The sequence below is a fragment of the Arthrobacter sp. NPDC055138 genome (genome assembly GCF_053607305.1).
Window position 1 is genome coordinate 426,896 of record NZ_JBSGTH010000002.1, and the last position, 25,551, is coordinate 452,446.

Here is a 25,551-nt window from a genome sequence, read left to right on the forward strand (position 1 = left end):
TCAGGCCGCTTCGCCGACGATGCCACCCCACGGGCTTCGCACAACGGCCCATCCATTCTCAGCAGTGACGCCGGGACGGGAATCCTCCGAGTCATTCACTTGTCGCATGGCCGCATTCACCACAGACAGCGCCTGACGGACTGCCTGGATAGCTCGAGCAGGCGGCTCTTCCCCTTGCGGCGCTTGAAGTCCTGTAGCCGTGGTGCCGGGTAGGGATGGTGCGGTGGAGGCGTAGGTGTGGCCGGTCGAGGTGGTGGTCTCCACGGTGTGGCGGGGTCCATCGATGGGTTTGGCTGACCAGCCGTGGGCCTCTTTCGACTGGTTGCAGCGTTCGCACAGGCCCTGGCCGTTGGCCAGGGTGGTGGGACCGCCCTCGGACGAGGCGACGATGTGGTCGATGTGCCGGATCGGCGCGTCGCACCAGGGACCGGCGCAGGACGCGTCCCTGGCCATGACCATCCGCCGGATCCCGTCCGGGAACTTCCGCGCCCGCGAGTCCATGCCCAGCAACTGCCCGTCTCCCGGGGCGGTATAGAGCCGCCTAATCCAGACATCCTCCACGCCGCCGACCTTCAGGTTCCGCAGCCGTACCTGTTTGGCCTGCTCGCGGGCGGTCTTCCAGCCCGGCTCGGTCCCGGCCGGCGGAGCCTTCAGCCGGAAACCGCTGCGCGGCGGGTCGGTGCCGGGTGCGCTCTTGCCGGGCGGGCTGGTGTCTGGCGGGCCCGAGTCGGGCGGGCTGTCTCCGGTCCCCGGTTGGGATCCGGGTGGCGGGTCTTGGGGCAGGCGGATCAGGTCGCGGGCGTACTGGGCCGGGACGATGCCGTACCCGGTCAGCCGGGCCGGTTCGTTCTCGCCCTGCAGCAGCGCCCGGTCGGTCATCACCAACTGGACTTCGAGGGTGGCCGGGTCGGCAGTTGTGCGGCCGGTGACGCGTTCAAACACGGTATCGGCCATCACCTGCCCCCGCGACCGGGGGTCCCCGGCGTTGGCCTGCCGGTCCGCTTCCTGCTTGAGCGCGGCCATCACCGCGACCCCCTGCACCACCGGCAGCAGGGTCCTCACCGAGACCATCACATCCGGTTCGGGCCGGGAGGAGACATGCCGGTCCGCTTCGGCCTTCGCGGCCCGCTTCACCACCGCACGCGGGTCCAGCCGGTAGGCGGCGCGTTTGGCTTCGGCCTCCAGCCGCCGGTTCCCGAGCCCGTGCAGCCGGTCCGGGTTGCCGGCCAGCTCCTTATCCACGGCCGCCCGGTGCTCCGGGCTCAGGCAGTCGGTTTCGCTGATCAGGATCGCCGCCCGCCGCTCGTTCAGTTTCCCCGTTTCGAGGGCTTGGAGCGTGTGCGGCATCTGATGGACCAGGACTTTGGCCCGGCCCAGCAGCAACGCGCCCTGGTTCGGGGACTCCCGGCGCGCCAACCCGACCTGCTTGGCAATCCCCTCACCCTGCCGCGCGGCGGGCATGCCTTTGGCTGCCCGCTCGGCCCGGATCCGCTGATCCAGCGCGACCATCAGTCTGGCCTGCTCCGCGGCGATCGCGTCCTTGGCGTTCTCCCTGGCCGTGAGCTGGTCCACCAACTCCGCCGCCGGCGCCTCCAGATCCATCGGCGGCAACGAGACCGAGGCAGCCGGGACCGCGGCGGGTCGTTCGGGTGCTGCCGGATCAACCATCAGTGCATCTCAATCTTCAGCGCGCCCACGGGGCACGGCATCGACTACGAACGGTCGCGGAACAAGGCCCGCAGACGCCACCAGGAAACCCCCAACCTGATGGCCAACTTTTGGTACAGAACTGCTACTGAAATCAGCCTATAAGCCAGGTCGGACAGTTTCGGGTCCGAGCGGAACCGCGGTGGAAAGAGGTTGGAGAGCGGAGCCAGCCGGGGTACGCAAGCAGGTCACGCCGCTAAATCGCTACCTGTATCGAATCCCAGGAAAGGGGCGCACCCGTCATCGGCGGGTGCGCCCGTCCAACAGCCCCCGCCCGCAGGCCGCGGGATACTAAAGGTTTCACCCGAGCATCCCGCTCAGCTGAACTCCTGGCGGGCTCCGGCGTCTCTTTATCGCAGAGCTTGCTAGAGCGCGGGCGTGAGGTCGTAGTGCATCTCCACCAGATCGCCCAAGGCGCGGGTGGCACGAAGCCGCGCCGGCGCCGTCGTGCTTGGGACCGGGAGTAGTGGCTGGCCGCCGCCCAGCGCGACCGGGACCAGGGTAAGAATTAGTTCATCCAGCAGCCCGGCGGACGCGTACTGCGCGGCGAGCTGGCCGCCGCCCATCAGCCAGACGTCTTTCTCCGCGGCGTCGGCACAGATGCTCGGATGGAAGATAGCCACGTCGCCGCGCACAAACGTGATGTCCGCCCCCGCAACGCCCGGCAGTTCGTGGTGGGTGAAAACCCACGTGGGAGTCGAGCCGTAGGCCCAGGCATCCGGCCCCTCTGCCAGCAGGAATTTGTACGTCTCCGAGCCCATCACAATGGCGCCGACCCGCCGCATGAACGTCTCGATGCTGTCCTGGACGCCAGCGGCGTCGTTGAACTGCATCAGCCAGTCAAGCTTGTTCCTGCGGTCGGCAATATACCCGTCCATCGAGCTGCCGACATAGTAGATAGTCCGGGCCATGGGCCCATGCTAGCCAGCGGGAGGGACTAGTGAAAGGCGGGCACGATGAGGTAGATGCCGTAGGCCACAGCCACAGCAGCCACCGCAAAGCTCAGGTAGGCCAGTCCGCGGTAGGCCGGGCGGCGCGATTCGGTCGCATCGGAAGCTACGGCCAGCAGGCGGACGCCGAGGCCGTAGGAGCCGACCACGAGCAGTGCCGAAACGAGAGTCGCGACGGCGACAATCAGAAATGCGAACCAGTCGATGTTCATCGTGCCGCCCCTTCATCGGTGCCGTCTTGGTTGTTCGTGGTCCCGATCTTGGCGGCCCGAGCAGCTGCCGCCGTAGCTTTCGCCCGGCCCGCTTGCTTGGAGCCCGCTTGCTCGAGGCCAGTCACCTGATCGGGTCCGCCACCGACTTCGGAGCCAGCCATCGGTTCGAGGCCCGCAGCCACTGCGGCCTGTTGTTTGGCCCGCTTCTTAGCGGTGGCCTTGCGCTTCTTCTTGCGCTTGATCCTGACGATCTCGCCGGCCTGGTCAACGTCGCTGATGGCGTTGTCATGACCGATCTGGTTGCGCTTGGACATGACGTACATCACGCCGATCACCAGCGCGCCGGCAACGGCGTCGATCACCACGCCGACCACGCCCAGGTGTGCAATGAACGCGGCCAGGGCGCCGATGGCGCCGGCCGCGGGCAGGGTCAGCAGCCAGCCGATGCCGATGCGCCCGGCGGTGTCCCAGCGGACCTTCGCTCCCTTGCGGCCCAGCCCGGAGCCGATCACCGACCCGGAGGCAACCTGGGTGGTGGACAGTGCGAAGCCCAGATGGGAGGAGGCAAGGATGGCCGACGCCGTGGAGGACTCGGCAGCAAAGCCTTGGGCGGGCTTGACCTCGGTCAGGCCGGAACCCATGGTGCGGATGATGCGCCAGCCGCCGGAGTATGTACCCGCGGCGATGGCCAGGGCACAGGACAGGATGACCCAGAACTCCGGGCCGGTGCCCGCCGCCTGGAAACCGCCCGCGATCAGCACCAGGGTGATCACGCCCATGGTCTTCTGCGCGTCGTTGGTTCCGTGTGCCAGGGCCACCAGCGAAGAGGAGAAGATCTGACCGTAGCGGAAACCGCCGCGCTTGGGGCTGGAGGCGCTCTCGTCCCGTTTGGTGATCCAATAGGCCAGCTTGGTCGCTAGATACGCCACGGTTCCGGCGATCAGCGGGGCCAGGATGGCCGGCAGCAGCACCTTGGACACCACCACGCCGTAGTCCACCGCCTGGAAGCCGGCGCCCACGATGGCCGCACCGATCAGCCCGCCGAAGAGCGCATGCGAGGAACTTGACGGCAGGCCCAGCAGCCACGTGATGATGTTCCACACAATCGCACCGATCAGACCGGCAAAGATCATCAGCGGCGTGATTTGAATGCCGCCCTCGCCCTCGCGGATGAGCCCGCCCGAGACGGTCTTGGCCACTTCCGTGGAGAGGAACGCGCCCACCAGATTCAACACGGCTGCCAGTGCCACGGCGGTCTTGGGTTTGATGGCACCGGTGGCAATCGGGGTGGCCATCGCGTTCGCCGTGTCGTGGAAGCCGTTAGTGAAATCGAAGAACAGCGCCAGCACGACGACGAGCGCGACTATGAAGGTGAGGTCCACCTAGTTACCCAATCTTGTTGGAAGAATTCATCCTGAGTTCACCGGGCCGGGATTGTGAACGCAACCTCTCGGCAAACCGCCTTCCGATTGTAGAGCTCCGCCGGGTCCACGCAAACCGGGCCGGGGCCGTCGCGGCCGCCCCCGAGGGAAAGCCGGCTGGGGCGCCGCAGGAACGCTGCCTTGTTCGCCGCGCAAAGTCGCGGAGAATTCGGGCTTGCCCGCCACGAACCGCCGCAGTACAACGGTGGGATGGACGCGAAAACTGCGGCATGGATCACTGCCTACCGGCGGGCGTGGGAGACCAACGATCCGGACCAGATCGGCGCCTTGTTCGCCACCGACGCCGAATATCGGCCCGACCCGTGGACGGCGCCGTGGCGCGGCCGGGACGCCATTGTCCGGGAGTGGCTGGCTCGCAAGGACGAACCCGGAGCAGCGACGTTTGAGTGGCGCGAAGTCGCGGTGGCAGACGGCGTTTCCGTGGTGGAGGGAACAACGGTGTATCGGGAGGGACCCACGTACAGCAATCTGTGGGTGATCCGCCTCGACGGCCAAGGCCAAGCGACGCACTTCACGGAGTGGTGGATGGACCAGTCGACTCCTTCCTGACGTTATGAGGCCCAGCCCGCGCCGGTCGGGGAATCAGCCAGGACCGGCCGCCCGTGGATTAACCCGTGGATCAACCGGCGCCCCGGGCCGTAAGCTCAGGGAATGGCGAGATACTTCGACGTCCACCCAGAGAATCCGCAGGCTCGGTCGATCGGGCAGATTGTGGACCTTGTCCGGTCCGACGCCTTGATCGTGTATCCGACCGACTCCTGTTATGCGTTCGGCGCACAGTTGGGCAACCGGGACGCCCTGGACCGGATCCGGACCATCCGCCAACTCGACGGCAAGCACCACTTCACCCTTGTCTGCAAGGACTTTGCCCAGCTGGGTCAGTTCGTGCTCATCGACAACAAGGTCTTCCGCAGCATCAAGGCGGCCACGCCCGGCAGCTACACCTTCATCCTGCCGGCCACCAAGGAAGTTCCCCGCCGGTTGCTGCACCCGAAGAAAAAGACCGTCGGCGTCCGTATTCCGGCCAACAACGTGGTCCAGGCCATCCTGACGGAACTGGGCGAGCCGCTGTTGTCCAGCACGCTGCTGCTGCCGGGCGAAGACGAGCCGATGACGCAAGGCTGGGAGATCAAGGAGCGGCTGGACCATGTGGTGGACGCGGTGGTAGACGCCGGCGACTGCGGCTCCGAGCCGTCCACCGTCGTCGACTTCTCCAGCGGCACCGCCGAGGTAGTCCGGCACGGCGCCGGCGACCCGTCCCGGTTCGAGTAGGCCGCCGGTCAGTCCTTCTTGCGCGCCCGGCTGGGCTGGACCCGCGGCGGCTCGCCCGGCATCTTCGGGTAGTCCGGCGGGAACGGCATCTCCCCCAAGCCCGCGGCGAGGTCGCGTTCCCACCACTGCAACAGGACGTCGATTTTGCCCGGGTTGTCGTGCATTTTCGCCCAGGGGTCACCAGTTGACTTCAGGCGGTCCGGCACGGTGGCAATGGTGAAGTTCTTTGGGTCAGCGGTCTCCAGTTCGTCCCATTCGATCGGGCAGGAGACTGAGGCCTGCGGCAGCGCCCGCGGGCTGTAGGCACCGGCCATGGTCCGGTCGCGGTTGGCCTGGTTGAAGTCCACGAAGATCCGCTCGCCGCGCTCCTCCTTCCACCAGGAGGTGGTCACCTGCTTGGGCATCCGGCGCTCAATCTCGCGCGCGGCCGCAATGACGGCGTGGCGCACATCCAGGAATTCGTGCGTCGGTTCAATCGGGGCGAACATATGCAGCCCGCGGTTGCCGGACGTCTTGATAAACGCCTCAAGCCCGGCCTCGGCCAGCACCGACCTCAGTTCGAAGGCCACCGGGATGGCATCATCGAAGGACGTCCCCGGCTGCGGATCGAGGTCGATGCGCAGCTGGTCGGGGTTGTCGGAGTCCTCGGCCCGGGAAGGCCACGGGTGGAACACCACGGTGTTCATCTGGACCGCCCAGACGGCCGCGGCGGGCTCATCGAGCACCAGTTGCGGATGAGAGCGCGCGCTCGGATAGACCACCATCACCGAACGGACAAAGTCGGGGGCGCCCTTGGGCGGATTCTTGGAGAAGAACTGCTCGCCGTCGATCCCGTCGGAGAACCGCTGCAGGGACACCGGCCGGTCGCCGTTGGCGCTGATGAACGCCTCCCCCACTTCGGCGATGTAGCGCGCCAGATCCAGTTTGGTGATGCCCAGCTCGGGCCACATCACCCGGCTCGGACTGGAGATACGTACCTCACGCTCACCGTGCGGTCCATCGACCGTCAGCGTTGTTTGTTCGCTGGCCATGGAAACACCTAAACATACACACGTGGCTTCTGGCGAGGGCATGATGGGAGCATGCAAGTCAGCGAGTCACATGTGTCCATCGACGTCGGCCAGACCACCGTCTCCGGCGTCTATGCCCGGCCGGATGACCCGGTGGCCACGTTGGTGGTGGCCCACGGCGCCGGCGCGGCATGGAACACCCGTTCCTGTCCGGCTTCACCCGCGCACTGAACGACGATGGCGTTGCCACTTTGCGCTTCAACTTCCCCTACCGGGAGGCCGGCAAGCGGTTCCCCGACCGCCCGCCGGCCGCCATCGAGGCCTGGCGCGCGGCCATGCAGGTAGCTGCCGCGCGTTCTGAAGGCGAGCCGCTGTGGGCGGCAGGGAAATCCTTCGGCGGCCGGATGGCGTCAATGGCCGTAGCCGAGGGGATGCCCGCCGCCGGTCTGGTCTACCTGGGCTATCCGCTGCACCCGCCGGGGAAACCGGAGAAGCTCCGCGATGAGCACCTGTACGGTATGACGCTGCCGATGCTCTTCCTGCAGGGCACCCGGGACACCTTCGCGACCCGCGAACTGCTCGAATCCGTCGTCGAGCGGATTGGGTCAAACGCCGTCCTGGACTGGCAGGAAGGCTGCGACCATTCCTTCAGTGTGAAGGGCCTCAAACGTTCAGCGGACGACGTCGGTGCCTCCCTGGCCGCGCCCGTGGCGGAATTCCTCAGCTCACACAGCTGACACTCACGGCACCGCCGTCGTCAACGCACGGTCCACCGCCGTTACCGCACGGTCAGTGCTAAGGCTGGTCGACGTCGACGATGGTGTCGATGGTCCGCGGGGAGGTGATTGGATCCGCCTGACGATGGGCAACCTTCCATTCGCCGTCCTCCATCCGGAAGACCGTGGTGACCCGCAGCGATACCGGGAGCATCTCATCGGAGCCGCCGACCTTCGCGTTGGTCCTCTCGATTTCCACCATGTAGGCCACGTCTGTCCCGGCGTAGGCGGTCACCCGCTCAAACCGGTTGGGCTCGCCCTCCCTGAGCATGGAAGCCGCCCGCTCCATGACCTGCTCAATCTGGTGACGGCCCAGGGCAGGCGGGCCGAGCGGATTTGCGAGCGTCACGTCGTCCTGCCTTGAGAACAGTTCCTTCTGCAGTGCCGGGTCTCCCCGGACGAAGGCATCCAAGGCGTGATGGTAGCGATCTACGATCGGCTCCAGATCGGACCAAGACATGATTCCTCCTGAGCACCGCTTCCGGCCCACGGCAGTCGCCGCTGGTGGGGCCGTTGATACAGCCATGCTCCCACCGGCCACGCGGAGACGTCCATCAGGCCGGCACGGATGCACTCTCCGGGGATGAGGCGCCTCGTGGCCAGCGGCCGGACGCGAATCCGGGTGGTTTCCCTGGACGCACTGCGAGCGCGGCCGGTACCAGCCGCCTAGTCGCGGGCAGGTCCCGGGACTACGCTGGGCAGGCAGAGGGCGCGTTGCCGTGGTCCCGTCGCGCAGCGTATCCCTTGAGGGAGGGATCCAATGACCGAGCGCAGCAGCGGTCACACGCTGGAGTTGGAATCCGCGCTGGAAGCGCCATACGAGCGGGTCTTCCGCATGCTGACGGAACCGGCCGAACTGGTGAAATGGTGGGGCCCCGCGGGCTTCACCACGCCCGAGGCCACGCTCGACCCACGTCCAGGCGGAAGCTACCGTCTGACCATGCAGCCGCCCGACGGCGAGCCGTTCCACCTCGCCGGTGAGTTCCTCGAGGTCGATCCGCCGCGCCGCCTCGTCTACACCTTCCGGTGGGAGGAACCCACGCCCGACGACCGGGAAACCACCGTCATACTTTCCCTCGCCGCCCGGGCCGGCCAGACGTGGATCGCCCTCACCCAGGGCGAATTCGCAACCGAAGAACGGCTCGCCCTGCATCGGGCCGGCTGGACCGACGCCCTCGGGAAGCTCGCCCAGCTGGTCCGCGCCGGCGCGTAGACCATTCCGGCTCCGGCCTACCGTTGCGACTTCTCGCCCGCGGCACTTGCCGGAACCGGGTCGTGGCGCAGATAGGCGCGCCGGAAACGTCCGGTGCCGCCGGTCAGCGCCCGAAGCTCGACGGCGTAGCGGAGCAGCTCCTGTTCGGGAACTTCGGCGCTGATTTCGGTTCCCTCCCCGTCCGCTGCGTCCGATCCGGTCAGCTTGCCGCGCCGCGCGGACAGATCACTCATCACCGTTCCCACATAGTCGTCGGGGACCGTAATGGTCACGGCGGAGACCGGCTCAAGCAACTGGATGCGGGCAGCGGCGGCGGCTTCGCGCAAGGCCAGGGCGCCGGCGGATTGGAAGGCAGCGTCGGAGGAATCGACGCTGTGGGTCTTGCCGCCCACCAGCGTCACCCGGATGTCGACGACAGGGAACCCGGCGGAGACGCCCTTTTCCATTTGCGAGCGCACACCTTTTTCGACGGCGGCGACGTACTGGCCGGGGATCACTCCCCCGACGATCTTGTCCACGAATTCGAACCCGGCCCCCTGCCGGAGCGGTTCCACCTCAATGTCGCAGATGGCGAACTGGCCGTGCCCGCCGGATTGTTTGACGTAGCGTCCGTGCCCGGGAGCCGCCGCCGCGAACGTCTCCCGCAGCGGCGTGACCACGCCCACCGTCTGCACGTTGACGCCCTGCCCGCGCAGCCGGTCGAGCACCACCTCGGCGTGCGATTCGCCCATGCACCACAGGATGAGCTGGTGCGTCTCCGGATTGCGCTCCACCCGCAGCGTCGGATCCCCCGCGGTCACCTTGGCCAGGCTCTTGGCCAGCGCGGCTTCATCGTTCCGGGTGGCAGCCTCGATTGCCACTGGCAACAGCGGCTCCGGCATCTCCCACGGTTGGATCAGCATCGGGTGATCCCTCCCCGACACGGTGTCCCCGGTCTCGGCGGCGCCGATCTTTGTCAGCGCGCAGATGTCGCCGGCGATGCAATAGGACACCGACCGCAAGGTAGCGGCGACCGGAGCGTGCAGGTGCGTGACCCTCTCGTCACTGTCGTGGTCGGCATGGCCGCGGTCGGCGAGCCCATGTCCGGAGACGTGGATGGCCGAATCGTCCCGCAGTGTTCCGGAGAACACGCGCACCAGGGATACCCGACCCAGGAATGGGTCTGTGCTGGTCCGGACGATTTCGCCGGCGAGCGGTCCGTCCGGGTCACAGCGCAGCGGGGTGCTTGGCGAACCGTACAGGCCCGTCACTTGCGGCGCGGGACGTTTCAGCGGCGAGGGGAAGGCCCGCCGGAGCATGTCCAGCAACTCCGCTACGCCCAGCCCCGTTTCCGCCGAGGTGGCCAGGACCGGGTAGAACGAACCGCGGGCGACGGCAGTCTCCACGTCGGACAAGAGGACATCAAGCCCAATCTCCTCGCCGCCCAGATAGCGGTCCATCAGTGACTCGTCTTCGCTCTCCGCGATGATGCCTTCGATCAGCGCGCTGCGGGCCTCCTCGGCAGCGGCCAACTCCCCCGCGTCTGCGGGCCGGATGACCGGTTGGCGTTCCCCTTCTGCGTACTCCGACACGCTGCCGGAAAGCAGCCCGTGCAGCCCGGATACCGCAGCCCCGCTCCGGACCGGCAGGTACAGCGGTTGCACCGACTCGCCGAAGGCACGGCGGCAGTCGGCCAGCGCCGCATCGAAGTTGGCCCGCGGGTGGTCCAGTCGGCTGATTGTGACCGCCCTCGGCATTCCGACGGCGGAGCATTCCTCCCACAGCGCCATGGTCGCCGCATCGATGCGGTCGACGGCGGACACCACGAACAGCGCCGCGTCGGCGGCGCGGAGACCGGCCCGCAGTTCGCCCGTGAAGTCCGAGTAGCCCGGGGTATCGAGGAGGTTGATCTTGACGTCGTCGGACATAAAAGGGAGAACGGACAGCAGCACAGAACGCTGCTGGTGGATCTCCGACGGGTCCGAATCACTGACTGTGGTGCCCTCCAGGATCGAGCCCATCCGGTTGGTGGCGCCCGTCGCCACGAGCATGGCCTCGGCGAGCATTGTCTTGCCGGCCCCGGAATGGCCTACCAGCACCACGTTGCGGATGTGCTCGGGCCGGGAGACCGTGGCCGCGGCAGAACCCTCCGCCCGCCGCAGATCGGTGCTCCGCCCAGATCCCTTTGCCAAGCCGTTGGCGGATTTCCCCGACATGAGCGCCTCCTGGCGTCGTAGGCATCCTCGTCCCTGCACACTCGCGTGCTGTTAACAGATTCGACACCACGAAGGGGTTCAGCGGCAAGGGTTGGACCGCATCATTGTGCAAACATGCTGTGCAAACAAGGGGGTGCTTGGCGCCAAACGCGGAGGCTTTCGCGGGCGCCGGCTAGTGCAGGCCGCCGGCGCCGCCAGGCATGCCGGCCTTGATCAGCTCCATGACGGACGAGTCCGCCAGGGTGGTGACGTCCCCGATCGGCCTGTCCTGCGCCACGTCTTTGAGGAGCCGGCGCATGATCTTGCCGGAACGGGTTTTAGGCAGCTCGGCCACCACCATGATCTGCCGCGGCCGGGCGATCTTGCCGATTTCCTTGGCCACATGTTCCCGCAGCTCCTGCACCACCTCGGGTCCGCCGTCGCCCGCCTCGCTGCGCAGGATGACGAAGGCGACGATGGCCTGCCCGGTGGTCTCGTCCAGGGCGCCGACAACCGCGGCTTCGGCGACTTTCGGATGGGCGACGAGCGCCGATTCGATTTCAGTGGTCGACAGCCGGTGCCCTGCCACATTCATCACGTCGTCCACGCGGCCCAGAAGCCAGATATCGCCGTCCTCGTCCTTCTTCGCGCCGTCGCCGGCAAAGTAGAGCCCCGGGAACCGCGACCAGTACGTCTCCACGTACCTGTCGTTGTCGCCCCAGATGGTGCGCAGCATGGACGGCCATGGTTCCTTCAAGACCAGGTAGCCGCCGGAGCCGTTGCCAACCGGGGTGCCCTCGTCATTGACCACGTCGGCCACCACCCCGGGCAGGGCCTTCATGGCGGCGCCGGGTTTACCGGCGGTAACCCCCGGGAGCGGGCTGATCATGATGGCCCCGGTCTCGGTCTGCCACCACGTGTCCACCACGGGCGTCCGGTTGTGCCCGATGTTCTCCCGGTACCAAATATAGGCGGCGGGGTTGATCGGTTCGCCCACGGTCCCGATCACGCGCAGGCTGGTGAGGCTGTACTGGGCCGGTATCTCGGCGCCCCACTTCATGAACGTCCGGATGGCGGTCGGAGCGCAGTAGAGGATCGTGACCTTGTACTTGTCGATGATTTCCCACCAGCGGCCCTGGTGCGGGGTGTCCGGCGTGCCCTCATACAGCACGGACGTGGCGCCGTTGGCCAGCGGCCCGTACACGATGTAGCTGTGCCCGGTAACCCAGCCGATGTCCGCGGCCGTCCAGAAGATGTCCGACTCCGCCTTGAGGTCGAACACTGCCCAGTGGGTGTAGGCGCAGGCCGTGAGGTAGCCACCGGTGGTGTGCAGGATGCCCTTGGGCTTGCCGGTGGTGCCCGAGGTGTACATGACGTACAGCGGGTGTTCGGCGTCGAAGGCCTCGGTCACGTGATCGGTGGAAGCCAGCTCCACCGATTCGTGCCACCAGATGTCGCGGCCGGATGTCCAGTCGACCTCTTGGCCGGTGCGCCGGACCACCAGGACGTTGCGCACGTCCGGGCAATCCAGCAGGGCCTCGTCGACGGCGGACTTCAAACTGTTGGCCTTTCCGCGGCGGTAGGCGCCGTCGCAGGTGATGACAAGGCGCGCGTCACAGTCGTGGATCCGGGTCCGGAGGGCGTCCGCGGAGAACCCGCCGAACACCACGGTGTGCGGTGCTCCGATCCGCGCGCAGGCCAGCATCGCCACCACGGTCTCCGGGATCATGGGCATGTAGATGGCCACCCGGTCTCCGGACCTGACACCCAAATCGCTCAGCGTGTTCGCGGCCTGGCACACCATCTGGGTGAGCTGGGCGTAGGTGATGGTGCGTGAGTCCCCCGCTTCGCCTTCAAAGTAATAGGCGACCTTGTCTCCGCGGCCGGCAGCTACATGCCGGTCCAGACAGTTGTAGGCGGCGTTGAGTTTGCCGCCGACAAACCATTTGGCGAACGGCGGATTTGTCCAATCCAGTACCTCGCTCCAGGGGTCGGCCCAGTCAAGCCGGCCTGCCTGCCGCGCCCAAAACGCCAACCTGTCGCCGTCGGCTTCGTCATAGTCCGACGGCGTGGCGTTGGCTTGGGCGGAAAAGCCGGCGTCCGGAGGAAAGCGGCGCTGTTCGTGCAGCAGGTTTGCGAGGGTCTCATCCGATTCTGTTGGATCTGCGGCCATGGCCCCTCACCGTCGTCCCACCGGAAGCACGGTCCGTTTGAAGGTGGAGTTCGCGACCACCGCGCAGGAGCAGTACCAAGCGATGAGCGCCGTCAGGATGCCCAGCCAGCCGCCCAGCGCCGTCAGCCCGGCCGCCCCGGAGAAGGCGCCAAGGAACAGTGCGATGAAAGTCAGGGTCAGGAAGACAAAAACGGCGAAGACGCCCATACTGACCCGCCACGCGGACATGGTCATGTAGGCGGTAAAGATGGCCCACGCCAGGAGGTACAGGCCGACGGCTTTGCCGGCCTCCGCCGGCGGAAGGCTGCCTGCGCTGAACTGGCTCAAGTACCAGAAGGACAGCCAGAAGGCTCCGTAGGAGCAAAAGGCTGTTGCGCCGAAGACGTTGCGGTTGGCGAACTCCCAGATTCCCGCGGCAAACTGCGCCATACCGCCGTAAAACAGTGCCAGTCCCAGCACTACCGGTTCGTCGGCCTTGGGGATCATGCCGGCGTTGATAACACTCAGGACGAACGTGGTCATTGCGAAAGCGCCCAGGCCGAGAGCGGCCGGATCGGCAAAAAGTGGGCCGGCGCTCGCCGGTGGTGCCCCAACATTGCCTTGCGCTGGTACGGGATTTTCAGCCCTGCGACCACTTCCAGTCGGGACGGTTCCCGCCGCGGAGCTTGATTCGATACTCATGGTCCGACTCCTTGGTCAGCACCAGCACTGGTGCTTATATCAGGCTACACCTAAACATGCAAGCCCAGTGTGCGACATGTTTGTGGTGCGCCTCACATCCAAATGTGATGATCATCACCATTAGCTGATCAGTATTCGCCCTTGATCACGAAGAAGGAGCCGCGGATGACGCCTGCCAGTTTGGATTTCTGCCGCGCAAACTTGAAGCGCGATGCCAGCTCCTCTGTAACCTCCATGCCTTCGGCTAGCTTGAATCCGACGGCTCGCTTCCCGCCTGCCTCGATGCTGTACATGACGTTGATGGACAGCCCCGACTCGTAGAACACGTAGTCCATCCGCAGACCGTCGACTTCGAAGCCGGTAGCTTCGAGGGCGCGGGAGCCGATGACAATGTCGCGCTCCTCCTTGAGGATCCGACTGACCCGGTCGATCACCTCCGGAGCCTCGCTTGCAGGGATGACGGTGAAGACGTGGTCGTACTTATTGCTGTAGTAGCGTGCCTCGTTGGCGCGTAGTCCTGCCAGGGCCTCGGCGACCGGCGACGACTCCAGGCCCGCAGTAGAAACGTTCTTGAAGTCGACTACGTACGGCATGGCTCCCCCTGATGAGATGTTTGTGGACCACCGAGCGTCCTGCGGTTGATCCACGGTACAACGGCCCAGACCGTGGACCAGCAAGACATGGCGTCCATGCACGCTTACGGTGGTGTTCCCCGGCGCTCGGGTACCGAGTCGTCGGTAGATGCTGGAACCAGCATCATCATCGCGCCGATGAGGAAGCACAGGGCGCCCGCGAGAGTGCCGAGATTGGACAGCTGGGCGTTCCAAACATCGCCGCTCGACGGTATGACGAAGGCCGCGACGGCCGAGATGCCGAACGCAATTGAGCCGATCAGGTTCATCACGCCGATCTTCCACTCCCGAGGCTTGGGCCGGTTTGCGATGGCGCCTCGACCGGCATCCCGCAACGCCACAGCGCTGGAAATCAGGAAGGCAATTGAACCCAGCGCGTCGGGTCGCCAGACCCGCTGATCGATCAGCGCGGCACTGAGGTTGTCGTTGACCGCGTTGGCCGTACTCCAGTTGAACCACAGCGTACCGGCAAGCTGGACAGCGGCAGCGAGCCAGACGAGATTCCGCGGCGCCCACACCCACAACGAATGGCTCTGTGCGGCCCCTACTCCTGGGAGCGCGTCAACGGCTTCGCGGTACTGCAGGAACGCCGCCGAGGTGAAGAACAGCGATCCGAGGAAGAAGGTGACGGCGCCCGCGCGCAATCCCACGGCGTCGGCGTAGAACGGCACCGCTCCCAAGGCGAACAGGCTCGAACCAATGATGAACAACCAGGCTGTCCACCGCTCCCGTCCGGCCGCATGGTCCGCGCTCGGGACCCCAGATCTCCGCCCGCCCCTGGAGGTAGCCCGGCCGTGGACGGTGCCGGCATCGTCAGCCGCCGCGGGCGTCCCCGCGGCTGGAATCGGGAGCACATGGGTGATCACGAAAGCCACCGCCACAGCCACCACCACTTGGGGTGTCACGGCCACACCGTCCGGGCCCAGCAAGAGCGTGGCCAGCAGGGTCGATGTCAAGGGCAACCGCAGCATGGCTGCGCACATGGCTCCCATGCCCATGCCTATCCCTGCCGCGGGATCCATTCCGGGCAAGCCGGCGGCAGCAAGGCCTAGCGCCGCGCCGATGAACATTGAGGGGAACACCGGCCCGCCACGAAATGCGCTCAGCGAGAGTCCGTAGGCCAAACTTTTACAAACGATCAGCAGGACCAGCACCCCAAGCGAGTAGTCCGTGGCATGTTCAACCAGCTCAGGAAGTGCATCCTGGCCCGAGAACAGCACCTGCGTGAAGCTGTGTCCGGAGATCAGCTGGTACGCCATCGCGGTGAGCCCGATCAGCAAACCAAGCAAAGACGTCACCAACACCCGGTTCAGATGCACCACACGACGAAGGTTCAGCGCGACCCAGCGGACCAACCAGCCCAACAGTGCGCCGACCGCGCCCATGACCACCGCCCAGCCCAATGACGCCACCGTCGGCGGCACCGCGGGCGGCACCACGGGCAGCGCCAGCGAGAAGCTACCCAACCCGGTCCAGCTGTCCAGACCTACGAACACCAGCGCACCGACGCCTGAAGCGAGCAGCCCGGGCAGCGCCATCAGGCTCAGCGTCAATCCCCCGATCCCGGCTGCCTCCATGATCAGGACTGCCCCGAGTACGGGAGAGCCGAGCAGGGTACTGATCGCGGCGAAGCTGCCGGCAGACGCCATGACGGTCTGTGCCATCGGCGGGGCGTCCTTTTTCACAAGGTGCACGGCCAGCGCCCCGAGGCCGCCACCGATCGCGATCAGCGGAGCCTCCGGCCCCAGCACCGCACCGAGACTGAGGGTGGTCAGCGCCGCGAGAATGATGCCCACCAGCTCCCGGCCGCTGGGCGGACCGCCTCCCGTCGCGAATCCAAAAGCGGGCGAATGGCCGCCGGTTCCCGGCAGGTAGCGGATGGTCAAGGCCGTCATCAGCCCACACAGCACCAGCCATGGCACCGGCCACCACGCGGGCGCGGGACCCCCAATGACTTGACTCGGCAGTTCGACGAAGACGTACTGCTGGAGCGCCGTGACCAAAGCGAGAAATCCGTAGGCAATGGCCGAGATGGGAACGCCCAAGATCGCTGCCAGCACAAGCGCAGCGATATACCTCCGGGACCGGATCACTTGCAGCGGATCCAGATTGGTCGGCGGCGACGCGGCAGGCTCGCTCATGTCCGACCTGCCGGGGCACCTTGAAGCCAGGAAACGGTTTCGGGGTGCCTAGGGAAACAGTTAAGCATCGCTTCTCCTTCGGCTTGCCGTCCGTTGGACGAGGAGCCGCTGGTCAGGTCTCACACGCGATAGAGGCTGTTCAGTTGCCTGTGCGCCACGCTAGCGCCGCCAAATGGGTGGTGCCTTCACCCGATACGGGTGAAATCGAACCAAGAGGCTCCGGCGGAACTCTGGAAGGGCGGGCGGACACTGGTCACGAAGGTGCGCACCGACCAGATAGCCAAGGAGGCCGGGCGGCTACAGCAGTGGCCGTCAACAAAAATGGGCCCCCATGGGGACCCAGAAACTACTCAATGAAACCCAGAGGCCCACAAGCCTTAAGGGGAAGATACGTGCCCGAGGTGGGATTCGAACCCACACGAGTTTCCCCGCCGCATTTTGAGTGCGGTGCGTCTGCCGTTCCGCCACTCGGGCATGCACCAGTCGCAAAAGTCGATCGTCCACACTGTGAAAACCGTCATGCTGCTTGGTGCGCGAATCTACTCTACATGCAGATAGGCTATTTCACGGAACCGACGCCATGGTGAATGGCAACGAAACAGTCTAGGAGCGCCAGTGCCTGAACAAACCGAGTCTGCCCCCGCTCGCCGCGTCGTCGTTGCGGAGGACGAAACCCTGATCCGCTTGGATATCGTCGAGATCCTCCGCGGTGAGGGCTACGACGTCGTGGCTGAAGCCGACAATGGCGAGAAGGCTGTCGAACTGGCCCAGGAGCTGAAGCCGGACCTGGTCCTGATGGATGTGAAGATGCCGGTGATGGACGGGATTACGGCCGCGGAGCAGATCGTGAAGGCGCGTATTGCCCCGGTGGTGCTGCTGACCGCCTTCAGCCAGAAGGAACTGGTGGAGCGTGCCCGCGATGCGGGTGCCATGGCGTACGTGGTGAAGCCCTTTTCACCGGCGGACCTGATTCCCGCCATCGAGATCGCGCTGTCCCGCCACGACGAAATCACGGCGCTGGAATCCGAGGTGTCCGACCTGCAGGAGCAGTTCGAGACGCGCAAACTGGTGGAGCGCGCCAAGAGCCTGCTGATCACCAAGATGGGCCTGACCGAACCGGAGGCGTTCCGGTGGATCCAGAAGACGTCGATGGACCGCCGCCTAAGCATGCGGGAAGTGGCCGAGACGATCATCAACCAGGTGAACTAGCCGGGTAATCTGGGCGGCCGGGTCTCCACGCAGCCGCGAGCGGCTTTGGTCGACCACCGGGGGCCGGGTCTCCACGCGGCCGCGAGCGGCTTTGGTCGACCACCGACAAGAACGGGCTCCGGAAATTTTCCGGAGCCCGTTCTTCTATGTTGTGGCTAGGAGACCGGCCAGGGTCCGACCTTTTCGGGGCGCGGGTGCGAGTGACCGTTGAGAACTTCGCCGGCGTCGGCCAGGTCTCCCACCCGATGGACCTTGAGCGAGTTGGTGGAACCGGCCTTGCCGGGGGGCGAACCGGCGGCGATGACCACCAGGTCGTCGATCTCCACCAAACCCCGTTCGTAGAGGATCCGATCCACTTGGGCGGTCATCTGGTCGGTGTGCTCCACGAATTCGACCACGAGCGGCTGGATCCCCCACGTCAGCGAGAGCACGTTCAGCGTGGACTGCAGCGGTGTGAAGGCATACACCGGCCGGCCCGGACGCAACCGGCTCAGCCGCCGCGCGGAGTCGCCTGACTGGGTGAAGGTACAGATGTACTTGGCATCCAACTGGTCGGCAATCTGCACGGCCGCCCGGGTGATGGCACCGCCGCGGGTCTTGGGCTGGCTGCCCAACGGCGGCACGCGGTCCAGACCGTGCTGCTCGGTGGACTCGATAATCCGCGCCATCGTCTGGACCGTTTCCAGCGGGTACTTGCCCACGCTGGTTTCGCCGGAGAGCATGACAGCGTCGGCCCCGTCGAGGACGGCGTTGGCGCAGTCCGAGGCCTCGGCCCGCGTGGGCCGGGGGTTGTCGATCATCGATTCGAGCACCTGGGTGGCAACAATCACCGGCTTGGCCCAGCGGCGGGCAAGTTCAATCGCACGCTTCTGCACCAGCGGGACGTCCTCCAGCGGCAGTTCCACACCCAGGTCACCGCGGGCCACCATGATGGCATCGAACGCGTCGATGATCTCCTCGATCGCATCCACCGCTTGCGGCTTCTCGATCTTGGCGATCACCGGTACCCGCCGGCCCTCTTCGTCCATGATCTCGTGGACCCGCTGGACGTCGGCGGCGTTGCGCACGAAGGACAGCGCCACCATGTCCACGCCGGTCTTGAGGGACCAGCGCAGATCGTCCTCGTCCTTCTCGCTCAGGGCCGGGACGTTGACTGCCACGCCGGGCAGGTTGATGCCCTTGTTGTTGGACACCACGCCCGCCACCGTCACCTCGGTGACCACCTTGACGTCGTCCACTTCAATCGCCTTCAGCGCCACTTTGCCGTCGTCGATCAGCAGGGAGTCCCCCACCTTGACGTCGCCGGGCAAGCCCTTGTGCGTCGTCGAGCAGATTTCGGCGGTTCCTTCGACGTCCTCGGTGGTGATGGTGAACCGGTCCCCCACCGCCAGGTGGTGGGGGCCGTCCACGAACCTGCCCAGCCGGATCTTAGGACCCTGCAGGTCCGCGAAGATCCCCACCGGCCTGCCCAGCTCGGCGGAGGCCTTGCGGACGTTGTCGTAAGTCTGCTGATGCACGCCGTAGTCGCCGTGGCTCATGTTCATCCGGGCCACGTCCACCCCGGCCTTCAGTACGGCAAGGGTGGACTCATAGCTGGCGATGGCAGGGCCGAATGTTGCAACGATTTTTGCGCGTCTCATATCCCTACCCTAATCAGAATGCTGCGGGCGCGCAGGCAACGCCATGCTACGGCAGCACCGCGATCGCCCGGTCCTGGGGGGCAACCGGGGCGTGCAGCCGGGTGGTGCCGGTCAGCCACTCGTCGACGGCAGCGGCACAGGCGCGGCCTTCGGCGATGGCCCACACGATCAGGGACTGTCCGCGGCCAGCGTCGCCGGCCACAAAGATGCCCTCCGCATTGGTCATGTACCTGCCGTCCCGGCCCACGTTTCCGCGCTGGTCGAAGGCCGCGTCCACCTGCTCGCCCAGCTCGGATTGCTCCGGCCCGGTGAAGCCCAGCGACAACAGCACCAGGTCTGCCGGGATTTCGCGCTCGGTGCCGGGCTTGGGTACCCGCCCGCCGTCCACGTACTCGGTCTCGGCCACCTTCAAGGCAGTGACTACGCCGTTCTCGCCCACGTACTCAACGGTGGAGGCAAGATAGGTCCGTTCGCCGCCCTCCTCATGCGCGCTGGCCACTTCGAACAGCGTGGGGAACGTCGGCCACGGCTGGTGCGCAGCGCGCTCGGCCGGCGGCTGCTTGCCAATGGCCAGCGTGGTCACCGAGGCGGCCTGCTGCCGGTGCGCGGTGCCCAGGCAGTCGGCGCCGGTGTCGCCGCCGCCGAGGATCACCACGTGCTTGCCCCGGGCGTCGATCTGATCGGGAACCGATTCCCCGGCCACCACCCGGTTGGCCTGCACCAGGTAATCCATGGCGAAGTGCACGCCCGACAACTCCCGGCCGGGCAGCGGGAGGTCCCGCGGTACGGTGGCGCCGGTGGCGATCACCACGGCGTCGTACCGGCGGCGCAGCTGATCCCAGCTGATGTCCTTGCCCGCTTCGATCCCGGTCCGGAAACGTGTGCCCTCGGCGCGCATCTGGTCCAGCCGGCGGTCCAGATATTGCTTCTCCATCTTGAAGTCGGGGATGCCGTAACGCAGCAAGCCGCCGATCTTGTCGTCGCGCTCGTAGACCGCCACGGTGTGGCCGGCCCGCGTCAGCTGCTGCGCCACTGCGAGCCCTGCGGGGCCGGATCCGACGACGGCGATGGTGTGGCCGGTCAACCGCTCCGGAGCATGCGGGGTCACCCAGCCTTGCTCGAAGGCTTCCTCGATCACCGAGACTTCCACCTGCTTGATCGTCACTGCCGGCTGGTTGATGCCCAGCACGCAGGACGCCTCGCAGGGGGCCGGGCACAGCCGGCCGGTGAATTCCGGGAAGTTGTTGGTGGCGTGAAGCCGTTCAATCGCTTCCTGGCCCATGTCGCGCCAGGTCAGATCGTTCCACTCCGGGATCAGGTTGCCCAGCGGGCAGCCCTGATGACAGAACGGAATGCCACAGTCCATGCAGCGGCCCGCCTGGCTGCGGAGCACGCCCTTCTCCTGCGCCTCGTAGACTTCTTTCCAGTCCATGATGCGCACGGGGACGGGACGGCGCGGCTGGGTCTCCCGGTCACGTACTTTCAAAAATCCGCGTGGATCAGCCACCGGTTACCTCCAGGATTCGGGTCCAGACAACGTCGCCGTCGGGGTCCAGCCCCTCAGTTTCGGCGTTCGCCCGGGCTTGCAGCACCGCCGCGTAATCGCGCGGCAGCACCTTGGTGATGCGGGTCAGGGTGTCTTTGAGATCCTCAAGCAGCTGGGCAGCCAGCCGGGAACCGGTCTCCTCTGCCTGCTTCTTGAGCAGCGCGGCGATGGATTCTTCGTCCACGGCGTCCGGCCGCAGCAGTTGCAGCTCCCCGCTGTCCACGCCCTGGGTGTTCAAACGGGCGGGATCCAAATCCAGCACGTAGGCCACGCCGCCGGACATGCCCGCACCGAAGTTGCGGCCGGTCGGGCCCAGGACCAGGGCCACGCCGCCGGTCATGTACTCGCAGCCGTGGTCGCCGATTCCCTCGACGACGGCGGTGGCACCCGAGTTCCGCACAAGGAACCGCTCGCCCACCTGGCCGCGCAGGAACATTTCCCCGCTGGTGGCGCCGTATCCGATGACGTTGCCAGCGATCACGTTCTGCTCGGAGGCGAACGCGTTGGCCCGATCCGGCCGCACGATGATCCGTCCGCCGGAGAGCCCCTTGCCCACGTAGTCGTTCGAGTCGCCCAGCAGCCGCAGGGTGATCCCGGCCGGCAAGAAGGCGCCCAGCGACTGACCGGCCTGGCCGGTCAGCGTGACGTCGATGGTGTCGTCCGCCAGCGACTGAACGCCGAACCGCTTGGTCACTTCGTGGCCCAGCATGGTGCCCACAGACCGGTCCGTGTTGATGATTTCCAGGCTGATTCGGACCGGCTCGCGCCGGGTCAGCGCGTCGGTGCTCATCGCGATCAGCTGGTTGTCGAAATGCTTGTCCAGTTCATGGTTCTGCGTCGTCAGGTTGCGCAGCGGAACGTCAGCGTCGGAGCCGTAGCCGCGCAGGATCGGCGCCAGGTCAAGGCCGTCGGCCTTCCAATGGTCGACCGCTTCGCGGGTGTCCAGCAGCTCGGCATGGCCAATGGCTTCTTCCAGGCTGCGGAAGCCCAGTTCCGCCAGCAGCTCGCGCACTTCCTCCGCGATGAACTCGAAGAAGTTCACCACAAACTCGGGCTTGCCGGTGAAACGCCGGCGCAGTTCAGGGTTCTGCGTGGCAACGCCCACCGGGCAGGTATCCAGGTGGCAGACGCGCATCATGATGCAGCCGGAAACCACCAGCGGCGCGGTGGCGAAGCCGAACTCCTCGCCGCCCAGCAGGGCTGCGATCATCACGTCGCGGCCGGTCTTCAGCTGGCCGTCCACCTGCACCACCACGCGGTCGCGCAGTCCGTTGAGGATCAGCGTCTGCTGGGTCTCGGCCAGCCCCACTTCCCAGGGGGCGCCGGCATGCTTGAGCGAGTTCAGCGGACTGGCGCCGGTTCCGCCGTCGTGCCCCGAAACAAGCACGACGTCGGCCTTCGCCTTGGTCACGCCCGCAGCCACGGTGCCGATTCCGACTTCGGAGACCAGCTTCACGTGCACGCGCGCCGAAGGGTTCGAGCGCTTCAGGTCGTAGATCAGCTGCGCCAGGTCCTCGATCGAGTAGATGTCATGGTGCGGCGGCGGCGAGATCAGGCCCACCCCGGGCGTTGAGTGCCGGGTCCGGGCCACCCAGGGGTAGACCTTCTGGCTCATCAGCTGGCCGCCCTCGCCGGGCTTGGCGCCCTGGGCCATCTTGATCTGGATGTCCTTGGCGTTGGTCAGATACAGGCTGGTGACGCCGAACCGGCCGGAGGCCACCTGCTTGATCGCCGACCGGCGCTCCGGGTCGAGCAGCCGGTCCACGTCTTCGCCGCCTTCGCCGGTGTTCGACTTGGCGCCGAGCCGGTTCATGGCAATGGCCAGCGTCTCGTGTGCCTCTTGCGAGATGGAGCCGTAGCTCATCGCGCCGGTGGAGAAGCGCTTGACGATGCTGGAAACCGGCTCGACCTCGTCCAGCGGTACCGCCGGGCGGTCGCCGGACTTGAACTTCAGCAGGCCGCGCAGCGTCATCAGTTCCTTGGACTGGTCGTCCACGCCGCGGGTGTAGGCCTTGAAGACGTCGTAGCGCCGTTCCCTGGTCGAATGCTGGAGCCGGAACACGGTCTCCGGGTTGAACAGGTGCGGAGGTCCTTCCCGGCGCCACTGGTACTCGCCGCCGGTCTCCAGCGTCCGGTGCGGGTCCTCGATCCCGTCCGAGGGGTATGCCTGGGCGTGGCGTGCCGCGGCTTCGGCGGCGATCACATCGAGGCCGACGCCGCCCAGCTGGGACTGCGTTCCGGCGAAGTACTGGTCCACCAGCGACTGGGACAAGCCGATCGCTTCGAACGTCTGGGCGCCGCAGTAGGAGGAGACTGTGGAGATGCCCATCTTGGACATGATCTTCAGCACGCCCTTGCCCAGGCCCTTGATCAGGTTCTGCACGGCCTGGGCTTCGGTCACGCCCTGGAGGTGGCCGTTGCGCACCAGTTCCTCGCAGCTTTCCATCGCCAGATACGGGTTCACCGCCGAGGCGCCGAACCCGATGAGCACGGCAACGTGGTGGACCTCGCGGACGTCGCCGGCTTCCACCAGCAGCGAGATCTTGGTCCGGTTGGCGCTCTTGAGCAGGTGGTGGTGCACGGCGCTGGTCAGCAGCAGCGTCGGGATCGGTGCCCACTGGGCGTTCGAGTCCCGGTCCGAGAGCACAATGAATTTCACGCCGCGGTTGACGGCGCCGGAGACCTTTTCGCAGATTTCCTGCAGCCTGGCCGCCAGCTCGGTAGCGCCGCCGTCGGGCCGGTAGAGGCCGCGCACCTTCAGCGTGACGCGGTTGCCCTCGTCGTCTTCCATGGCGGTGATCTTGGCCAGTTCGTCGTTATTGACCACCGGGAACTTCAAGGCCACCTGGGTGGTGCGCACTTGTCCGGTGGCCAGCAGGTTGCCGTCCGGACCGATCGAGGAACGCAGCGACGTCACCAGTTCCTCGCGGATTGCGTCCAGCGGCGGGTTGGTCACCTGCGCGAACGACTGCACGAAGTAGTCGAACAGCAGCCGGGGCCGCTTGGAGAGCACCGCGATGGGGGTGTCGGTGCCCATGGCGCCGAGCGGTTCGGCTCCGGTGCGGGCCATCGGGCCCAGCAGGATCCGCAGCTCTTCGTGCGTGTAGCCGAACGTCTGCTGGCGCCGGTTCACCGATGCCGTGGTGTGCACCACGTGTTCGCGCTCGGGCAGGTCCTCCAGCCCGATCATGTTCTCTTTGAGCCATTCGCCCCACGGGTTGGCCGTCGCGACCTCGGCCTTGACCTCCTGGTCTTCGACCAGCCGTCCGGCCTCGGTGTCCACCAGGAACATCTTGCCCGGCGAGACGCGGCCTTTCTGGACCACCTTGGCCGGGTCAATGTTGACGACGCCGACCTCGGAGGCCAGCACCACCAGCCCGTCGTCGGTCACCCAGTAACGGGCAGGGCGCAGGCCGTTGCGGTCCAGCACCGCCCCGACCACCTTGCCATCGGTGAAGGACACGGCGGCGGGGCCGTCCCACGGCTCCATCAACATGGAGTGGTACTGGTAGAAAGCGCGCCGCTCCGGATCCATTGTGGCGTGGTTTTCCCACGCCTCCGGGATCATCATCATGATGGCGTGCGTGATCGGCCGGCCGGAGAGCATCAACAGTTCGGCGACTTCGTCGAAAGACGCGGAGTCGGAAGCACCCGGGGTGCAGATGGGGAAAAGCTCTTCCGGTGTATCGCCCAGCAGCGGACTCTTCAGCTGCGACTGCCGGGCGCGCATCCAGTTGCGGTTGCCCTTGACCGTGTTGATCTCGCCGTTGTGCGCGATGGTGCGGAACGGCTGGGCCAGCGGCCAGGAGGGGAAAGTATTGGTGGAGAAGCGGGAATGGACAATGCCGAGCTTGGTCTTGAACCGGGGGTCGGAGAGGTCCGGGTAGAAGGGTTCCAACTGCGCGGTGGTCAGCATGCCCTTGTAGACAATGGTCTTCGATGACAGCGACGGGAAGTACACCCCGTACTTGTTTTGGGCGCGCTTGCGCACCCGGAAAACGCGGGCGTCCAGATCGTTGCCGCCGGCATTGCCGGCGTCGAGGCCCAGGAACACCTGGACAAAATGGGGCATGCAGGACCGGGCCATAGCGCCGACCAGCTCGGAGACCACTGGCACTTCGCGCCAGCCAAGAACGGTGAGGCCTTCGGAGGCGGCCAGGGACTCCACGCCTTCCCGCGCTACCGCGGCTTCGGCGTCATCGCTGGGCAGGAAGGCGGTTCCGGCCGCGTACTGGCCCGGCTCGGGCAGTTCGAAGCCCACCACCGCCCGGAAGAATTCGTCGGGGATCTGGGTGAGCAGCCCGGCTCCATCACCGGTTCCTTCATCGGCGCCGACCGCGCCGCGGTGTTCCAGGTTGCGCAGCGCCGTCAGCGCCGCATCGACAATGTCATGCCCGGGTTCGCCCCTGAGGGTGGCGATCACGGCCAGGCCGCAGGCATCCTTTTCGTTTGCGGGATCGTACAGCCCGGTCTGCTCCGGGTAGGCGGCGAAACGACTGAACGGCGATTGCACTGTGCTGTGCTGGTGCCCGTGTCCGCCGCCGAGGATGCGTGGGGTACTCGACCCCTTGAATGGAGGAGTCATCTGAACTTCCTTCTCCTAGATGTACGTGAGAAGGGGACGGCACTGGCCCCGCCCGGTTCAGCTTGCGGACAAGCCGGCCCGTGATGCACTGGGAATAGAAGTGGCATGCTCCCCCGGAACAGCGCATTCGATGTTCAGGGATCGGAAGGGGCCGCAATGGATAAACGGTGCGGTCGATCAGCCACGAC

The 25,551-nt window shown here is 66.3% G+C and carries 18 protein-coding genes, 1 tRNA gene and 1 pseudogene; 5 read left to right on the plus strand and 15 right to left on the minus strand.

Annotated features, from left to right (window positions below; translation table 11 throughout):
• From ACWF5H_RS07120 to ACWF5H_RS07135, 4 genes are all read right to left on the minus strand, one after another.
• Positions 1–1,668 carry a DUF222 domain-containing protein gene (locus tag ACWF5H_RS07120; RefSeq protein ID WP_452035820.1) on the minus strand — a complete coding sequence of 556 codons (1,668 nt, stop codon included), beginning with the start codon at positions 1,666–1,668 and terminating at the stop codon, positions 1–3.
• Between the two features lie 404 nt (positions 1,669–2,072).
• Complete coding sequence (locus ACWF5H_RS07125) at positions 2,073–2,618, minus strand: dihydrofolate reductase family protein (protein ID WP_452035821.1); 546 nt, start codon at positions 2,616–2,618, stop codon at positions 2,073–2,075.
• Between the two features lie 26 nt (positions 2,619–2,644).
• Positions 2,645–2,869, minus strand: a complete 225-nt coding sequence (locus tag ACWF5H_RS07130) for a hypothetical protein (RefSeq protein ID WP_364650046.1) — start codon at positions 2,867–2,869, stop codon at positions 2,645–2,647.
• A complete protein-coding gene (locus tag ACWF5H_RS07135; protein ID WP_452035822.1) occupies positions 2,866–4,251 on the minus strand; it encodes an anion permease in 1,386 nt (461 codons plus the stop codon). The genes ACWF5H_RS07130 and ACWF5H_RS07135 overlap by 4 nt, the downstream gene beginning before the upstream one ends.
• A gap of 249 nt (positions 4,252–4,500) precedes the next feature.
• Between ACWF5H_RS07135 and ACWF5H_RS07140 the strand changes: the two genes are divergently transcribed.
• Together ACWF5H_RS07140 and ACWF5H_RS07145 are read left to right on the plus strand one after the other, a co-directional pair.
• Complete coding sequence (locus tag ACWF5H_RS07140; protein WP_452035824.1) at positions 4,501–4,860, plus strand: nuclear transport factor 2 family protein; 360 nt, start codon at positions 4,501–4,503, stop codon at positions 4,858–4,860.
• A 102-nt stretch (positions 4,861–4,962) separates the two neighbouring features.
• Entirely contained in the window at positions 4,963–5,583 is a 621-nt protein-coding gene (locus ACWF5H_RS07145; protein WP_452035825.1) for an L-threonylcarbamoyladenylate synthase, read from the plus strand.
• A gap of 8 nt (positions 5,584–5,591) precedes the next feature.
• Here ACWF5H_RS07145 and ligD read toward each other — a convergent pair whose 3' ends face one another.
• Positions 5,592–6,614: a non-homologous end-joining DNA ligase gene (gene ligD / locus ACWF5H_RS07150; RefSeq protein WP_452035826.1), complete on the minus strand. Its 1,023-nt coding sequence runs from the start codon at positions 6,612–6,614 to the stop codon at positions 5,592–5,594.
• Between the two features lie 51 nt (positions 6,615–6,665).
• On the opposite strand from ligD, the pseudogene ACWF5H_RS07155 reads away from it, so the two are divergent.
• Positions 6,666–7,330 (plus strand): annotated as a pseudogene (locus tag ACWF5H_RS07155) (alpha/beta hydrolase family protein).
• 58 nt (positions 7,331–7,388) lie between these two features.
• Here the strand turns inward: ACWF5H_RS07155 and ACWF5H_RS07160 are convergent.
• Positions 7,389–7,829 (minus strand): nuclear transport factor 2 family protein, encoded by a 441-nt coding sequence (locus ACWF5H_RS07160; protein ID WP_452035827.1) that lies wholly within the window; start codon positions 7,827–7,829, stop codon positions 7,389–7,391.
• A gap of 300 nt (positions 7,830–8,129) precedes the next feature.
• Here ACWF5H_RS07160 and ACWF5H_RS07165 point away from each other — a divergent pair, with 300 nt between their 5' ends.
• On the plus strand, positions 8,130–8,582 hold the full coding sequence (locus ACWF5H_RS07165) for an SRPBCC family protein (RefSeq protein WP_452035828.1): 453 nt from the start codon (positions 8,130–8,132) through the stop codon (positions 8,580–8,582).
• Positions 8,583–8,599: 17 nt separating this feature from the next.
• Here the strand turns inward: ACWF5H_RS07165 and ACWF5H_RS07170 are convergent, their stop codons facing one another.
• The 6 genes from ACWF5H_RS07170 to ACWF5H_RS07195 form a co-directional block, all read right to left on the minus strand.
• Positions 8,600–10,777 carry an elongation factor G-like protein EF-G2 gene (locus ACWF5H_RS07170; RefSeq protein WP_452035829.1) on the minus strand — a complete coding sequence of 726 codons (2,178 nt, stop codon included), beginning with the start codon at positions 10,775–10,777 and terminating at the stop codon, positions 8,600–8,602.
• Positions 10,778–10,949: 172 nt separating this feature from the next.
• The gene (gene acs, locus ACWF5H_RS07175; protein ID WP_452035831.1) at positions 10,950–12,929 is read right to left on the minus strand and encodes an acetate--CoA ligase; all 1,980 of its coding nucleotides are present in this window, start codon (positions 12,927–12,929) and stop codon (positions 10,950–10,952) included.
• A 6-nt stretch (positions 12,930–12,935) separates the two neighbouring features.
• Positions 12,936–13,610 (minus strand): acetate uptake transporter, encoded by a 675-nt coding sequence (locus ACWF5H_RS07180; protein WP_452035832.1) that lies wholly within the window; start codon positions 13,608–13,610, stop codon positions 12,936–12,938.
• A gap of 128 nt (positions 13,611–13,738) precedes the next feature.
• Positions 13,739–14,203, minus strand: a complete 465-nt coding sequence (locus tag ACWF5H_RS07185) for a phage tail protein (RefSeq protein ID WP_452035833.1) — start codon at positions 14,201–14,203, stop codon at positions 13,739–13,741.
• A 104-nt stretch (positions 14,204–14,307) separates the two neighbouring features.
• Entirely contained in the window at positions 14,308–16,383 is a 2,076-nt protein-coding gene (locus ACWF5H_RS07190; RefSeq protein ID WP_452035834.1) for a chloride channel protein, read from the minus strand.
• 393 nt (positions 16,384–16,776) lie between these two features.
• Positions 16,777–16,857: transfer RNA gene (locus tag ACWF5H_RS07195), tRNA-Leu, on the minus strand.
• A gap of 141 nt (positions 16,858–16,998) precedes the next feature.
• Here ACWF5H_RS07195 and ACWF5H_RS07200 point away from each other — a divergent pair.
• A complete protein-coding gene (locus ACWF5H_RS07200) occupies positions 16,999–17,592 on the plus strand; it encodes an ANTAR domain-containing response regulator (protein WP_364650009.1) in 594 nt (197 codons plus the stop codon).
• A gap of 155 nt (positions 17,593–17,747) precedes the next feature.
• Here ACWF5H_RS07200 and pyk read toward each other — a convergent pair whose 3' ends face one another.
• The 3 genes from pyk to gltB are packed head-to-tail and all read right to left on the minus strand — an operon-like array spanning position 17,748 to position 25,363.
• A complete protein-coding gene (pyk, locus tag ACWF5H_RS07205) occupies positions 17,748–19,232 on the minus strand; it encodes a pyruvate kinase (protein WP_364650006.1) in 1,485 nt (494 codons plus the stop codon).
• A 46-nt stretch (positions 19,233–19,278) separates the two neighbouring features.
• On the minus strand, positions 19,279–20,739 hold the full coding sequence (locus ACWF5H_RS07210) for a glutamate synthase subunit beta (RefSeq protein WP_452035837.1): 1,461 nt from the start codon (positions 20,737–20,739) through the stop codon (positions 19,279–19,281).
• The gene (gene gltB / locus ACWF5H_RS07215) at positions 20,732–25,363 is read right to left on the minus strand and encodes a glutamate synthase large subunit (RefSeq protein ID WP_452035839.1); all 4,632 of its coding nucleotides are present in this window, start codon (positions 25,361–25,363) and stop codon (positions 20,732–20,734) included. The genes ACWF5H_RS07210 and gltB overlap by 8 nt, the downstream gene beginning before the upstream one ends.
• Between the last annotated feature and the right edge of the window lie 188 nt (positions 25,364–25,551).

Excerpts from the sequence above, each read along its gene's own strand:
- ACWF5H_RS07120 (WP_452035820.1), bottom strand. The coding sequence starts at position 1,668 with ATGGTTGATCCGGCAGCACCCGAACGACCCGCCGCGGTCCCGGCTGCC.
- ACWF5H_RS07125 (WP_452035821.1), bottom strand. The coding sequence starts at position 2,618 with ATGGCCCGGACTATCTACTATGTCGGCAGCTCGATGGACGGGTATATT.
- ACWF5H_RS07130 (WP_364650046.1), bottom strand. The coding sequence starts at position 2,869 with ATGAACATCGACTGGTTCGCATTTCTGATTGTCGCCGTCGCGACTCTC.
- ACWF5H_RS07140 (WP_452035824.1), top strand. The coding sequence starts at position 4,501 with ATGGACGCGAAAACTGCGGCATGGATCACTGCCTACCGGCGGGCGTGG.
- ACWF5H_RS07145 (WP_452035825.1), top strand. The coding sequence starts at position 4,963 with ATGGCGAGATACTTCGACGTCCACCCAGAGAATCCGCAGGCTCGGTCG.
- ligD (WP_452035826.1), bottom strand. The coding sequence starts at position 6,614 with ATGGCCAGCGAACAAACAACGCTGACGGTCGATGGACCGCACGGTGAG.
- ACWF5H_RS07160 (WP_452035827.1), bottom strand. The coding sequence starts at position 7,829 with ATGTCTTGGTCCGATCTGGAGCCGATCGTAGATCGCTACCATCACGCC.
- ACWF5H_RS07165 (WP_452035828.1), top strand. The coding sequence starts at position 8,130 with ATGACCGAGCGCAGCAGCGGTCACACGCTGGAGTTGGAATCCGCGCTG.
- ACWF5H_RS07170 (WP_452035829.1), bottom strand. The coding sequence starts at position 10,777 with ATGTCGGGGAAATCCGCCAACGGCTTGGCAAAGGGATCTGGGCGGAGC.
- acs (WP_452035831.1), bottom strand. The coding sequence starts at position 12,929 with ATGGCCGCAGATCCAACAGAATCGGATGAGACCCTCGCAAACCTGCTG.
- ACWF5H_RS07180 (WP_452035832.1), bottom strand. The coding sequence starts at position 13,610 with ATGAGTATCGAATCAAGCTCCGCGGCGGGAACCGTCCCGACTGGAAGT.
- ACWF5H_RS07185 (WP_452035833.1), bottom strand. The coding sequence starts at position 14,203 with ATGCCGTACGTAGTCGACTTCAAGAACGTTTCTACTGCGGGCCTGGAG.
- ACWF5H_RS07190 (WP_452035834.1), bottom strand. The coding sequence starts at position 16,383 with ATGAGCGAGCCTGCCGCGTCGCCGCCGACCAATCTGGATCCGCTGCAA.
- pyk (WP_364650006.1), bottom strand. The coding sequence starts at position 19,232 with ATGAGACGCGCAAAAATCGTTGCAACATTCGGCCCTGCCATCGCCAGC.
- gltB (WP_452035839.1), bottom strand. The coding sequence starts at position 25,363 with ATGACTCCTCCATTCAAGGGGTCGAGTACCCCACGCATCCTCGGCGGC.